The organism is Paenibacillus sp. JT22N15, from assembly GCF_059383755.1.
Window position 1 is genome coordinate 119,590 of the sequence record NZ_JBXENV010000008.1, and the last position, 12,239, is coordinate 131,828.

Annotated in this window: 16 protein-coding genes; 10 read left to right on the forward strand and 6 right to left on the reverse strand. The window is 47.9% G+C overall.

From position 1 onward, the window contains the following. Positions 1-18 precede the first annotated feature (18 nt). Entirely contained in the window at positions 19-612 is a 594-nt protein-coding gene (locus AC50X8_RS17155) for a YdeI/OmpD-associated family protein (RefSeq protein ID WP_494880581.1), read from the reverse strand. A gap of 169 nt (positions 613-781) precedes the next feature. Beyond that, positions 782-1,873 (reverse strand): GGDEF domain-containing protein, encoded by a 1,092-nt coding sequence (locus AC50X8_RS17160; protein ID WP_494880583.1) that lies wholly within the window; start codon positions 1,871-1,873, stop codon positions 782-784. A gap of 305 nt (positions 1,874-2,178) precedes the next feature. Between AC50X8_RS17160 and AC50X8_RS17165 the strand changes: the two genes are divergently transcribed. After that, complete coding sequence (locus AC50X8_RS17165; RefSeq protein ID WP_056041890.1) at positions 2,179-3,312, forward strand: glycosyltransferase family 4 protein; 1,134 nt, start codon at positions 2,179-2,181, stop codon at positions 3,310-3,312. A gap of 55 nt (positions 3,313-3,367) precedes the next feature. Here AC50X8_RS17165 and AC50X8_RS17170 read toward each other — a convergent pair whose 3' ends face one another. After that, complete coding sequence (locus tag AC50X8_RS17170) at positions 3,368-4,411, reverse strand: YkvI family membrane protein (protein ID WP_056042087.1); 1,044 nt, start codon at positions 4,409-4,411, stop codon at positions 3,368-3,370. A gap of 123 nt (positions 4,412-4,534) precedes the next feature. Here AC50X8_RS17170 and AC50X8_RS17175 point away from each other — a divergent pair, with 123 nt between their 5' ends. After that, positions 4,535-5,824, forward strand: coding sequence for an ArsB/NhaD family transporter (locus AC50X8_RS17175; protein ID WP_494880585.1), 1,290 nt, complete (start codon positions 4,535-4,537; stop codon positions 5,822-5,824). A 2-nt stretch (positions 5,825-5,826) separates the two neighbouring features. On the opposite strand, the gene AC50X8_RS17180 is transcribed toward AC50X8_RS17175, so the two are convergent. After that, entirely contained in the window at positions 5,827-6,540 is a 714-nt protein-coding gene (locus tag AC50X8_RS17180; RefSeq protein ID WP_494880587.1) for a hypothetical protein, read from the reverse strand. A 232-nt stretch (positions 6,541-6,772) separates the two neighbouring features. On the opposite strand from AC50X8_RS17180, the gene AC50X8_RS17185 reads away from it, so the two are divergent. The 5 genes from AC50X8_RS17185 (at position 6,773) to AC50X8_RS17205 (ending at position 9,097) form a co-directional block, all read left to right on the forward strand. Continuing rightward, the gene (locus AC50X8_RS17185) at positions 6,773-7,342 is read left to right on the forward strand and encodes a xanthine phosphoribosyltransferase (protein ID WP_056041884.1); all 570 of its coding nucleotides are present in this window, start codon (positions 6,773-6,775) and stop codon (positions 7,340-7,342) included. 82 nt (positions 7,343-7,424) lie between these two features. Continuing rightward, a complete protein-coding gene (locus tag AC50X8_RS17190; protein WP_046229684.1) occupies positions 7,425-7,745 on the forward strand; it encodes a hypothetical protein in 321 nt (106 codons plus the stop codon). A 111-nt stretch (positions 7,746-7,856) separates the two neighbouring features. Beyond that, positions 7,857-8,081: a hypothetical protein gene (locus AC50X8_RS17195; RefSeq protein ID WP_056041882.1), complete on the forward strand. Its 225-nt coding sequence runs from the start codon at positions 7,857-7,859 to the stop codon at positions 8,079-8,081. 3 nt (positions 8,082-8,084) lie between these two features. Next, on the forward strand, positions 8,085-8,657 hold the full coding sequence (locus AC50X8_RS17200) for a xanthine phosphoribosyltransferase (protein WP_494862007.1): 573 nt from the start codon (positions 8,085-8,087) through the stop codon (positions 8,655-8,657). 14 nt (positions 8,658-8,671) lie between these two features. After that, positions 8,672-9,097, forward strand: a complete 426-nt coding sequence (locus AC50X8_RS17205) for an Rrf2 family transcriptional regulator (protein WP_099521865.1) — start codon at positions 8,672-8,674, stop codon at positions 9,095-9,097. Between the two features lie 59 nt (positions 9,098-9,156). Here AC50X8_RS17205 and AC50X8_RS17210 read toward each other — a convergent pair whose 3' ends face one another. Further along, positions 9,157-9,504, reverse strand: coding sequence for a hypothetical protein (locus AC50X8_RS17210; RefSeq protein WP_494880589.1), 348 nt, complete (start codon positions 9,502-9,504; stop codon positions 9,157-9,159). Between the two features lie 177 nt (positions 9,505-9,681). On the opposite strand from AC50X8_RS17210, the gene AC50X8_RS17215 reads away from it, so the two are divergent. Both AC50X8_RS17215 and AC50X8_RS17220 read left to right on the forward strand, forming a co-directional pair. Continuing rightward, positions 9,682-10,257: a GNAT family N-acetyltransferase gene (locus AC50X8_RS17215; RefSeq protein ID WP_056041877.1), complete on the forward strand. Its 576-nt coding sequence runs from the start codon at positions 9,682-9,684 to the stop codon at positions 10,255-10,257. A gap of 54 nt (positions 10,258-10,311) precedes the next feature. Further along, a complete protein-coding gene (locus AC50X8_RS17220; protein ID WP_056041875.1) occupies positions 10,312-10,848 on the forward strand; it encodes a ClbS/DfsB family four-helix bundle protein in 537 nt (178 codons plus the stop codon). Positions 10,849-10,951: 103 nt separating this feature from the next. Here AC50X8_RS17220 and AC50X8_RS17225 read toward each other — a convergent pair whose 3' ends face one another. Beyond that, positions 10,952-11,548, reverse strand: a complete 597-nt coding sequence (locus AC50X8_RS17225) for a TetR/AcrR family transcriptional regulator (RefSeq protein WP_056041873.1) — start codon at positions 11,546-11,548, stop codon at positions 10,952-10,954. 97 nt (positions 11,549-11,645) lie between these two features. On the opposite strand from AC50X8_RS17225, the gene AC50X8_RS17230 reads away from it, so the two are divergent. Beyond that, a complete protein-coding gene (locus AC50X8_RS17230; RefSeq protein ID WP_494861997.1) occupies positions 11,646-12,197 on the forward strand; it encodes a hypothetical protein in 552 nt (183 codons plus the stop codon). Positions 12,198-12,239: the final 42 nt, after the last annotated feature.

Here is a 12,239-nt window from a genome sequence, read left to right on the forward strand (position 1 = left end):
CTTAGAAGTTCCTTCTTTTTAATCCTTTAATCCTTTTCCATTCAAAATTTGCTGCATATATTTTTCAACCCGTGATTGCCGTGTTTTGGATTGTTTAGGTTCAGAAAAATAAAAAATGTAAGCTCTTTGCCGTCCGGGTGTCAATGCTTCAAAAGCCGTCTTCAAGGCAGGAATTTCATCGAGTTTATTTTGAAGTTCTTCAGGAATGGTGTATTCTGTATTCTTTTTAAATTCCACTTCCAGACCGGCCTTTTCAACTTCAATAGCTTCATAAATATAGGCTTTCAAAGTCGTTTCCATTTCAACGATCTGTTGAACATTGGTAAACCTAATTTGGCGCGCCGCCTGTACATTTTCCGTTTGTTGAATTAGAATGCCATGGGTATCGCGCAACAAGGCGCCTTTGTGAAACAGTAGCGCACAATATTCTTTAAATCCGTGTATTAAAACGATGTTTTTATTTTCAAGCGTGTAACAAGGATGCATCCACTTAAAATCTTCGGTCAGCTCACAGTCAAGAACGATCGTTCGCAGCTTCTCATATTCTTCCTTCCACATTTTAGCTTTGCTCAAAAATGCTTCAACCTGAGCATTCATTGCACTTTCTGTCATCAAGGCACACTCTTTTCTTCGCTTATTTCGTCTTTGCATCACATAGGTTCAATTGTAATGATTTTTTATGGATTGTACAGTTGCACACAAAAAGACACATTAGCGAAAGGATTAACCTTCCGCTAATGCGTCTTTATTAATTACCGTTATGATCCAAAAGGGACGGCTGCTAAAGCGACTGCTTCATAGCCGCAGAGGCGGGAGCTATGGTGACGCGGTTTTTACCGCTTTTTTTGGATGTATACATCGCTTCATCAGCGGCTTTCACCAGCTCCTGAATGTCTGCGTTTTTCTTCGCGATGCATACGCCGACGCTGATCGTCACGATCGTCTCCAGCTCTACGCGCTTGCGGATCGATTCAGCTACCCGCTCCGGCTTCACCTTGTCGAGGGTAATGCAGGTGAGCAGCTCTTCGCCGCCATATCTTCCGGCCGTTCCAATTCCCGCCGATTCCTCTTTCAAAATTTCCGACACCTGCTTCAGCACAATATCCGCCTTATGATGGCCTTGCGTATCATTAAGCTGCTTGAAGTTGTCAATGTCGCAGAAAATAACGGCCACGCCTTTGCCGCGCTTCATCAGCTGGCCCGCCTTCATATTGAAAGTGCGGCGATTATACAGCCCCGTCAAACCATCGGTAATCGACGATTGATAGGTTGCAATAAGACGCTCAATAACCCAATCAAACAACAGCAGAAACAGCTGGACAAAATAGACGACCGACAGCAAATAGGTGAAAATTTGCATCCCTGGCATCGTGCCGTGAAAAGCGTACGCATCAGCCAAATGAGCGAGCTCATAGACGAAATAGGTGACGAGGCTGGCGAAATATTTCGTATTCATATCGATACCCTTCGTATCGAGCAAAACCAGAAACGTAACGATCAGGGCGTAAAAATCAAGGCCGATAAAGTTGCCTGCTCTGCCTGAGGCAGCCTCTGCTCCAGTGAAGGACATATACGTAATGTGCAGCCCAGCGATCACAAAAGTGAGAACGAGCATGACGACAAAAGGCGTCACTTTCAGGCGGGTTCCCCGATGAGTATATAATTTCATGAAAACAAGGTTTATAATGATAAAAGAAATGATTTGCAATGTTGTAGCCAGCAGATGAATCCACGGCGGAATAGCGGTGCCTGCATAAGCAAGCATGGCCAGCAGCGCCTGATGAATCATGAAGAAGGGCAGCGTTGCATTGAGCAGCCCATACGTTCGATTGTTCTTGTAGCTGGCGCTAAGGCGCACAGACATGAATAACATAAGAATAAGGATGAGAATAACGCATGAAGATGCGAGCAGTTGACCATTAGGTCCTGCTAACCAGGAAAGGATTGTCATTGTAAGACCACCATATGCTCAAAATATAAAAATTAAAAAAATAATTGCGCTTGTCAACATTCGTCTTGTTTACAGAAACATATGTTCTACTATATCATGTTTGATGGCAGATGAACAACGCCAATATAAGTAGTATCGGCATCGTTGCCCAAAATGTGTAATCCGTTGCAAGCAATCGAATACGGGTAATTGAGGCTTTGAGCGCAAATTTGGAGGAGATTGAAGTTATGAACATCTTACAAGCTTTATTTTTCCCGCCGGAGCAGCCGGGTGGTGTTTCTTCCATGATTCCCTATATTCAGGACCGCTTTCAGCAAATGGGATGGGAAATGGAGCTATTCTCGATTCCGAAGCGAGTAAGAGGAAAAGGGCAGGAGGAAGTGGTATTCGAAACATTCGATTACCACGCTTTTGAAGGGGATCCGCTTGTCGATAAATATATTCAAACGTACCGCGATTACGTCTGGTGGACGAAGCTGCGGCTGAAGAAGTCCTATGATATTATTCATGCGCATCATCCGATTGCGGCGCTGGTTATGAAGCAGCTTTATCCAGACACGCCCGTCATGATGACGATTCACTCCAGCTATGAACGCGAGCTAATATTGAATGGCAAAATCGAAGAGAATGGCAAGGTGCATCAATTTTTGACCGCTATTTACGGCGAGCTGGAAGCGCGTGTTGACAAGCTGCTGACGGTGTCGGAATCATTCCGCACGTATATTTCTCCTTATGTGTTGGACGCAGCAGCGATTAAGGTCATTCCGAACGGATTTGATGAGAAGCGCTTTAAGCCGATTGCCCATGAAAATGAAGTTCCACAGCTCATTACCGTATGCCGCCTAGTACCGGCCAAAGGCATTGACATTCTTCTTCATGGCTGTGCCGAGCTGAAGCGCAGGGGTCATCCCTTCGTCCTGCATATTATTGGAGATGGGCCGATTCGCCTTGAGCTGGAGCAGCTTGCAGTCGAGCTGGATTTATATGACGATATTATTTTTTACGGTTACATGCTGCATCCCGAGGAATTTATGCCGTTTTTTGATATTTTCGTGCTGCCTTCGCGTGCGGAGGCGTTCGGTTCCGTATTTGCCGAGGCCGCGCTCTGCTGGTTGGCGCTTGTCGGAACGAATGTCGGGGGCATTTCGGAGCAAATTGATGATGGCGTCAATGGATTGCTCGTACCGCCAGAGGACCCGATTGCACTTGCTGAGGCGCTGGAGAAGCTGGTTACGGATTCCTCTTATCGCTACAACTTGGCGCGTTCAGGCTGGGATAAAGCAAAGCAGGTTTATTCGCTGACGCGGGTTATTGCACAGTTGAAAAAAGTGTACGTCAATACGCTGCGTCAAGCGGAATAATCAAATGCTGTCATTTCGGAGTGGGCTGGAGCAGAAGGCCAAGGGCAGAAGCTGCCTAAGCCTCGCTCCGGTCCATTCGCTTGCGGATAATTAAATACAGCCAGCCGAGACTGATCAGCCCGAATATCGGGTAAAGAGTGGATAGAAGCGGCCCGAATCCGATCTGGCTTGCCATATAGCAGAACAGCAGGATGATCGTTGTAATAATGGAACGTGACCATTTCAGCCGCTCTTGCAGCTGGAGGGTAAGGCCGTAAATGTCGGCGATCAGGGTGGTGAAAATTTCGGCGAAAATCAGGAATACATAAATAAATTGCACGCTTTGCCCAAGCTGCTTGGCGATGCCTCCCATTGGAATGGCATATTGCTGAATGCCAGGCATATGTACGGACAAGGCAATATGGCCGGCAAGAAGCATGAAGCCAATGCCAATGCCGCCGAGCCAAGAGCCGATGATGATCACTTTACGGTCGCGGATTTCGGCTCCGAGCGGGACAAGTACCGCTTGGGACATCGACAGGTTGAAGGCGGCATACAGGAAAGGCGCAGCCCATGCTGCCCAGATCGAATGATCGCTGGCAAGCGAGATAAAGCGCCCGGCGCCTGGCGTATTGAATGTATCAATAATAATGAGGACGGTAAACAGCAGCATGACGGGAACGACGATCGCATTGACCATCAAAATCGACTTCATCCCTTTGCGCAGCAGGAAATAACAGCCGACAATCGTAATGAGCAGGCCGGTTTGATAAGAGATATTCCAGTTTTCATAAAAAATCGTTCCGGCTCCAGCTAGCATAACGGCGGTAACCCCGAGCAAAATAACGAACATAAAGTGGCTGATCCAACGGCCATATTGCTCGCCAAACAGCGCTTTATTCAGATCTTCATACGATTTGGCGCGAATATCGCTGGCAATCAGCATCATTTTGGTACCTAGCCATATGAAGAGGAAGGTCGCTAAAGCGATCGTCAGCGTCCCCCAATAGCCGAAACGGGTGAAAAATTGTAAAATTTCCTGCCCTGTCGCAAAGCCGGCTCCCACAACAGTACCCATATAGGTAGATGCAATTTGCAGCACCTTACCTGTTCGTTTCATTATCATGATTTGCCCTTCCCCCGTTTCCGAACTCTTCTGCACATGCTTTATAGAAGGTATGTCCAAAACGGGACGGGCATGACTGCAAGTTCATCTGACTAAAGGCAGGTTGGCATAAAGGCTATGACTATGATTATTTCCATTATCGTATTTATTATCACGCTGGCGCTTATACTGGTGAAGCCAAAAGGCATGAATGAAGCTTTAATTGCGCTTGCCGGAGCTATTATTTTATTTGTTTTACAGCTGCTAAAGCTGGAGGATGTCGTATACATCTGGGGATTTGTGTGGAATGCGACGTTTTCATTGATTGGCATTATGATTTTTACGTCTTTGCTGGATCAAAATGGCTTTTTCCGCTGGGCGGCGCTGCATATTGTCCATCGCTTTAACCGACTGCCGCTGCTGCTGTTTACAATGCTGTCGCTGCTCGCTGCGGGAATTACGATTTTTTTCAACAACGATGGAACGATTTTGATTATGGTGCCAATTGTGCTCGAAGTAACCGCGCTGCTGAAGCTGTCCCGTAAAGCAAGGCTCGCCTACTTGCTCGGAATCGGGCTGATGGCAGATACAGCAAGCGCTCCCTTGATGATGAGCAACTTGACGAATATATTGACGGCCGATTTTTTTCATATTCCTTTTGATCAATATGCCTCGCAAATGCTGCTGCCTGGACTTGCGGCAATTAGCGCGACCATTGCAGTTACTTTAACTTATTTTGGCCGGATCATTAAAAATGACAAGAGCAGGGGCGACATGCCAAAGGTATTTCCGAAGCCTGCAACCGTGCTGGGCCATGTTACGCTGTTCAGGCTTTCCTGGGTCATTATCATCATCATGATGGCCGGTTATTTGATGTCGGAGCATTTCGGGCTTCCAGCTTGTGTGATTGCGCTTGGTTGTGCGGGGCTCCATTGGGTGGCGTCGGCTATTTTTAAACAAGTGGATGCCAAACAGACGGTGCTGCGGGCACCGTGGCTCATTATCGTATTTGCGCTGGCGATGAATTTGGTTGTGTACAGTTTGCATGTGCATGGGGCTGTTGCGTGGTTTCCGGACTTGATTGCTGCGGCTTCCAGCGGCTCGCCAATGGCTGGCATATTTGGTTCGGGATTGTTGTTTGCGCTGCTGGCGGCAGCTATTAACAACCTGCCCGCGGTTCTCATTTCGTCGCTTGCGATTACTCAGGTGAATGGGGCAGATTATTTGCCTTACGCCAGCCTGCTAGGAACGGCGATTGGGGCGAAGCTTACGCCCATCGGTTCGCTTGCTACGCTGCTGTGGCTGCAACTGCTGAGTCAGGGCGGCGTAAAGGTTTCATGGCGGGAGTATACGAAATATGGGCTGCTGTTTACGTTTCCGATTTTGCTCGTTGCTTTACTCATGCTGTGGTTGACCGGGGATTACTAAAGCTAGCTGCGGGCAAGCAGCTTGATGGACACGATCTCGCTTAAATCGGGATCAAGATCGAGCTTGAGCAGCGTCTTTGTTCCCTCGTATGCGATAATAAAGCCGCTTTGTGACGTAGGTTTGCCAAGCGCCTTAACGGCAGTTTTGGAATGGTCGCCGATTTTAACGCCGCTAAGTCCGGTTTTTACTTTTTTATCATACACTTCGATGTATTGAATCGTATTTTTGTCGCTCAGGCCAATAGCGAAGCCATCATATTCGTGGACTTCAATTTTAACCTGATTTTCTTCCTCCAGCGTGTAGGAATCGAGAGCAGTGCCAAAAAGCTTCGTCATGGCTGCTTTGGAATCGCCGATTGCAAGGCCGAGAAGTGCCGGCTTGGCGGCATTCCATTTTCCTTCTTCCGTTGTTTTGGCTGGTGTTGTTTTATTGCTCGACAAGCCGTTTGCAGCATTCACTTCGGTACTGGCGTCTACATGATCTTCAATCGCCTGATTTTGCACAGGGCTTTGCTGTTGCTCCAGAACGTTTTCCAAATAGGTTTTTTGCGGGCTGTCCGACTGAGTGAGCAGCTGGTCTGCTGTCAAGGGAGTACTTGCGCTTTGAGCCGTTTCATTTGGCCCGGCCATGCTTTGACAGCCAGCTGTTGCAACGGCAATGGTTATAACTGCGGCATGTTTTGCAAATCGATAAGGTGATTTCTTCATGTTCGTCACTTTGCAGCGCTCCTCGCTTGTCATCATTGTGATGATGCTTTTATTCTACTATAAGGTAAAACGGATGATATTGGGAAAAAGTTTCTGTTAAAGGGCAAAAAAGTTGGGGAAACGACCCATTAATTCCTATGGGCGGAAACGAGGAGGCAAGTTATGCGTTTCTTATTGCGCTGCTGGCTATACCTATGGTAAGTTATCCAAAAGGAATTTTTGGTGGGGGGAATGGCATACGATGGATATTTTAAAACAACGAATTTTGGAACAGGCTTCGGTACTGTCAACGGATGTGCTTAGGCTGGATTCTATTATCAACCACCAGGTCGATCCTGCATTAACGATGGAAATGGGCCATGAGTTTGCAAACCGCTTCGCTGGGGAGCAAATTACGAAGGTCATCACAATAGAGTCTTCAGGCATCCCGTCTGCTTTTGCAGCTGCTTATGTGCTTGGTGTACCGCTTGTTTTTGCAAGACGCAAAAAGACGCTAATCGCAGATAATGACGCTTATTGTGAGCGTGTCCCTTCGTTTACGAAAGGGATGGTTACCGATATTATGGTATCCAAGCAATATTTGACAAGCGAAGACCGGGTGCTGTTTATTGATGATATTATTGCCAATGGCGATGCAGCACGAGGACTTCTCAAAATTATTGAGCGCTCTGGCGCAAAGCTTGTGGGCATGGGTGTTGTCGTGGAAAAATCGTTTCAGGCAGGCTCGCGCACGCTGCGTGAGCAAGGGGTTCGCGTGGAATCGCTCGTTAGCATCTCGTCGCTTGAAGGCGGCCAAATTACATTTGAGTAAGATGTTCCAGAACAATTGCTCTTTCCCCGCAAGTGAAATTGGCTTATAATAAAACGTAAGTGATCGAGGGGAGGCAGAAATAATGGGAAATTGGTCAGCAGAATTCATGGATGTCAAATTATCCGATGCGAAAAATCATTTTGAGCGTGCATTAGATTGCAAACATACGGAATTTGATGATTTGTACCCTTATATGATTGAGCATCCGCAATTTTTCTGGTACAAAAGATATGTAGCATGGTCAGAGCTGCTTACGATCGTGAAGCTGTTTGAAGAGCTGGATCTGGAATGGCGTGAGCCGTTTAGCGAGCGTCAAGCCGAGTACATTGGTAAGCGTGTCATGTCCTCGCGCGTATTGGATGAGTGGTATGAAACGAATGATTCCAAGGAACATGTTGGCTAAGGCATACGCAGATCAATAGCATATATCAGCCTCAATAAACGGTTCTACAGTTTATTGAGGTTTTTTTTCACCATATACGGGAGTGCGGCTTGAGGGGAGGAGTGTTCGTGCATGGTTAGTGAGGAATTGCTGGATCAGTTCCGAATAAGCGGCGAGAAAGTGCGCGTTGTCCGCGACGGGCTGGAGATGAATGACGTCATTGGCATCGTCGTAGCTTGGGATGATGCTTCCGTCGTCATTCGCAGAGCAAACAGGCGGGTCGTCAAGCTGAGCAGGACGTATTTGTATGAACCGGCCTCTCAGGAACGTGGCAGCATTTTGGAAGGGGAAGTATGACGGATGGAGCTTTTGAAGCAGAAGATTAGAGAAGAGGGCATCGTGCTAGGCGAGCAGGTGCTTAAAGTAGATTCGTTTTTGAATCACCAGATTGATCCGAAATTGATGTTTGCCATTGGGGAGCATCTTGCAGAGCTGTTTGCTGCTGCGGGTGTGACGAAGGTGTTAACGATTGAATCATCAGGAATTGCGCCTGCCGTCATGGCGGCAATGAAGCTGGACGTTCCGCTGATTTTTGCCCGGAAACGCAAGTCATTGACGCTTCAAGATGATTTATACACGCATAAGGTATATTCCTTTACGAAGCAGGAGGAGAGCGAGGTTAGCGTTGCCCGCAAGTTTGTACAGGCGGACGATGTGTTTCTCGTCATCGATGATTTCCTGGCAAATGGGGAGGCGGCACTTGGCATGGCGCGCATCGTAGAGCAAGCTGGAGCCAAAGTTGCAGGAATCGGCATCGTCATTGAAAAGTCTTTCCAGCCGGGCAGAGAACGATTGCTTGAGCTGGGATACCGAGTGGAGTCGCTGGCAAGAATTGCTTCACTTTCGAATGGACAGGTTGCATTTGTCGAATAGAAAGCAGGGTGGTCATCGTGACTAGCAATCGGTTTGCAGTAGCCATACACATCATGAGCCTGCTGGATTTGGATAAGGACGAGCGTTTGACGTCCGACCATATTGCAGGCAGTGTGAATACAAACCCGGTTGTCATTCGCCGCATCATCGGCATGCTGGCGAAAGCGGGTCTTGTACAGACTAGTCCGGGAGTGGCTGGAGCGAGCATTACCCGTCCGCTGGACGAAATTTCGCTGCTCGATATTTATCGGGCAGTTCAATCGCAGACGCAGGAGGAATTGTTTGCGATTCATGACAAGCCGAATCCGGCTTGTCCGACTGGACGAAACATCCAGTCGTCGCTCGAAGAGGTGTTTGCTGAAGCGCAGCAGGCGATGGAGGATAAGCTTGCATCCATACGGCTGTCGCAGGTAACACAGAGTATTGCGAGTAAAATTTAACAAACAAGAAGAGCTGGGCCTTCATAGGCCCAGCTCTTCTTGTTTGTATTTGCTTCAGCTCAAGGGAGCAAAGGAGCATGGCGATTAACGGTTGCCGCCAGTGCGGTTGCCGCCAGTGCGGTTGCCGCCAGTGCGGTTGCCGCCAGTGCGGTTGCCGCCAGTGCGGTTGCCGCCAGTGCGGTTGCCGCCAGTGCGGTTGCCGCCAGTACGGTTGCCGCCAGTGCGGTTGCCGCCAGTACGGTTGCCGCCAGTGCGGTTGCCGCCAGTACGGTTGCCGCCAGTACGGTTGCCGCCAGTGCGGTTGCCGCCAGTACGGTTGCCGCCAGTACGGTTGCCGCCAGTACGGTTACCTTCAGAACGGTGTGAACTTTCGATGTTAGGCATATGCATTCCCCTTTCCACTTCATAAGATAATATATGAAGCGAACCTAGTGTTTGTAACGAGACAATTGATTGTTTTATAGATTAATAGGCTCATAAAGGAATAGAGGGGAAAGCTGGCGAAAATAGGCTGGTAAAATAATGGAATCGCCGTTATACTATAAAAAATTTATTTCCTTATCCTTCAGGAGGTGCTGTATGAAATGAGCGAAAATCCAATTTTAATTTCTTTCCCTGAATCGTTTGAAACCGAGCACTTGCTCATTCGGGCTCCGCAGTGGGGGGACGGTGTTTTTAGCAATGAGGCGATTGTTGAAAGCCTGGAGCAGTTGAAGCCGTGGATGCCATTTGTGCAAACCATGCCTACTGTAGAGCAATCGGAAGCTTATGTAAGGAAGGCTCGGTTGAATTTTTTGGAGCGTACCGATTTGCCCCTGCATTTGTTTGATAAGCAGACGGGTGAATTTGTCGGCAGCAGCGGATTGCACCGATTTGACTGGGATGTGCGGAGGTTTGAAATCGGCTATTGGCTGAGAACGTCGCGTTCCGGCCAAGGTTTGATGACGGAGGCGGTAAATGGAATTACCACCTTTGCCATTCAGGAGCTGAATGCCAGCCGAATCGAAATTCGCTGTAATGAGATGAACCACGCCAGTGCGCGGGTAGCGGAGCGGGCCGGTTTTACGCTGGAGGGCATTTTGCGAAAGTCCGCCCGTGAGCAGACAGGCGAGCTTGCTAATACTTGTGTTTATGCGAAGGTGAAAGGGTATGAATTTTAATTCATCATTGCACACGGATGTGATATAACCGAAATGATAAAGAGGGGTGTTATTATGGCGAGCTATGAATATACATCCAAAAAAGAACTGTTGGAAGTTATCCACTCCAATTATGTACTGCTCGACAAGGAGTTTGATGAAATCAGCAATGATCAAAAGGATGACAGAATACCGGACGTGGATAAAACGCCTGCTGAAATAATCGCTTACCAACTGGGCTGGCTTGGTCTAGTTATGGGCTGGGATAGGGATGAGGAAGCAGGGCGCCGTGTCATTATGCCAACTCCAGATCATAAATGGAACCAGCTCGGTAACCTGTACCAATCTTTTTACGAGAGGTACGGTGCATATTCCCTATCTGAGCTTAGAGACTTATTTCGGAAAGAGGAGCAGCGCTGGCTGGAATGGATTGACACATTAACCGAGGACGAGCTTTTTATACAAGGCGCTCGCCACTGGACGGGTAGTAAGGAAAACTGGCCGATGGCCCGGTGGATTCATATTAATTCGGCGGCTCCATTTAAATCATTCCGTGCGAAAATAAGGAAATGGAAAAAATATAATATAAAGCATAAATCATTAACTCCATAGTAAATGATACATATGGAAGCCATTAAATAAGCCGGATCAACGGCATAGCTTATTTAATGGCTTCCAACTGACCAGCTCCTATTTTTTGAAAACATCCAGATGTTCAAGGGATTTTCATCAGTGTATCGAGATGCTGGATAACGATGCTTTTCATCCTTTCCTTGCTGAATCGCTGTGGATAGGTGACGCCATGCACGACAAGTCCGTCCACTAGGGCATGAAGCCTTGCCGTTTCGTATTCGGCATCTATATTTGCTATCGTTACGCCTTGCTGGATAAGACGCTCTAACGACCTTCTTAGGCCGTTGTATATTTCCTCATAGGTGCTGAGGCTTATCGCTCGTATCGCTTCGCTTACGGACGCTCTTCCTGCGAAGGCGAGCCAAATTTGCGCTTCTTGCATACTCACTTCCTCCAGTGGCATCAGCTCCCAGATGATCAGCTCCATATCGTGGCGGACCATTCCGGTAAAGGGCAGCGCTTGTATACGCTCATTGACACGCTGTGAAACAAGCTGCATGGAAAAGACCAGCAGCTCGTCCTGCGAAACAAAATAATGTCTAATGGATCCGAGCGACATGGCCATCTCGTCGGCAACGCGGCGCACGGAGACGCTGTCCAGCCCTTCCCTAACGATAATGCGCCATACGGCTTCGGCAATTTCTTCTTTTCGTTTATTGTGATCAACTATTTTTGGCATGAGTGTATTATAGCGCAGTTGTTTTTTTAATACAATTGAGCTATAATAACAACGGTGTTTAAATAATACATTCGTACTAAAAAAGGCGGAGGATACAATGGCCGTGTTTATTATTGGCTGTGAAATGGCTTTCTGGGTGTTTGTGCTGGCTGGTCTAATTAGCCGCTATATGCTGCGCGCCCCTAAGCTAGGAGCGTTTCTGCTGTACTGCACCCCTGTCATCGATCTGGTGCTGCTTGCCGCTACAGTTATTCACCTTCGTGGCGGGGCAGAGGCGAGCTTCGTTCACGGGCTGGCTGCCATATATATCGGCTGTTCGATCGCATATGGGCATTCGATGATCCGTTGGGCAGATGTGCAGTTTGCCCATCGCTTTGCCGGAGGCCTTGCACCACAGAAGAAAGCGAAAACGGGTGAAGAGCATGCCCGCAATGAGCGGTTAGGCTGGCTTCGCCATCTCGCTGCTTGGGCTATTGGATGTGCAGTGTTGTATGGCATGATTATAATGGTTAACGAGCCGCCCCAGACAGTGGCTTTAAGGCAAGTCATGGAGTGGTGGACATGGGTGCTCGGCATTGATTTTGTGATCAGCTTCAGCTATACGATCTGGCCAAGAAAGGCTAAAGCAGCTAATGAGAAAGCCAGTTGACTAGCAAGTAGGTTAATGGTGTACAAAAAGAACGAAGCGAAG

What these genes read in the sequence shown, in the direction of transcription:
- AC50X8_RS17155 (WP_494880581.1), bottom strand. Translation starts at nt 612, where the DNA reads ATGACAGAAAGTGCAATGAATGCTCAGGTTGAAGCATTTTTGAGCAAA.
- AC50X8_RS17160 (WP_494880583.1), bottom strand. Translation starts at nt 1,873, where the DNA reads ATGTTATTCATGTCTGTGCGCCTTAGCGCCAGCTACAAGAACAATCGA.
- AC50X8_RS17165 (WP_056041890.1), top strand. Translation starts at nt 2,179, where the DNA reads ATGAACATCTTACAAGCTTTATTTTTCCCGCCGGAGCAGCCGGGTGGT.
- AC50X8_RS17170 (WP_056042087.1), bottom strand. Translation starts at nt 4,411, where the DNA reads ATGAAACGAACAGGTAAGGTGCTGCAAATTGCATCTACCTATATGGGT.
- AC50X8_RS17175 (WP_494880585.1), top strand. Translation starts at nt 4,535, where the DNA reads ATGACTATGATTATTTCCATTATCGTATTTATTATCACGCTGGCGCTT.
- AC50X8_RS17185 (WP_056041884.1), top strand. Translation starts at nt 6,773, where the DNA reads ATGGATATTTTAAAACAACGAATTTTGGAACAGGCTTCGGTACTGTCA.
- AC50X8_RS17190 (WP_046229684.1), top strand. Translation starts at nt 7,425, where the DNA reads ATGGGAAATTGGTCAGCAGAATTCATGGATGTCAAATTATCCGATGCG.
- AC50X8_RS17195 (WP_056041882.1), top strand. Translation starts at nt 7,857, where the DNA reads ATGGTTAGTGAGGAATTGCTGGATCAGTTCCGAATAAGCGGCGAGAAA.
- AC50X8_RS17200 (WP_494862007.1), top strand. Translation starts at nt 8,085, where the DNA reads ATGGAGCTTTTGAAGCAGAAGATTAGAGAAGAGGGCATCGTGCTAGGC.
- AC50X8_RS17210 (WP_494880589.1), bottom strand. Translation starts at nt 9,504, where the DNA reads ATGAAGTGGAAAGGGGAATGCATATGCCTAACATCGAAAGTTCACACC.
- AC50X8_RS17215 (WP_056041877.1), top strand. Translation starts at nt 9,682, where the DNA reads ATGAGCGAAAATCCAATTTTAATTTCTTTCCCTGAATCGTTTGAAACC.
- AC50X8_RS17220 (WP_056041875.1), top strand. Translation starts at nt 10,312, where the DNA reads ATGGCGAGCTATGAATATACATCCAAAAAAGAACTGTTGGAAGTTATC.
- AC50X8_RS17225 (WP_056041873.1), bottom strand. Translation starts at nt 11,548, where the DNA reads ATGCCAAAAATAGTTGATCACAATAAACGAAAAGAAGAAATTGCCGAA.
- AC50X8_RS17230 (WP_494861997.1), top strand. Translation starts at nt 11,646, where the DNA reads ATGGCCGTGTTTATTATTGGCTGTGAAATGGCTTTCTGGGTGTTTGTG.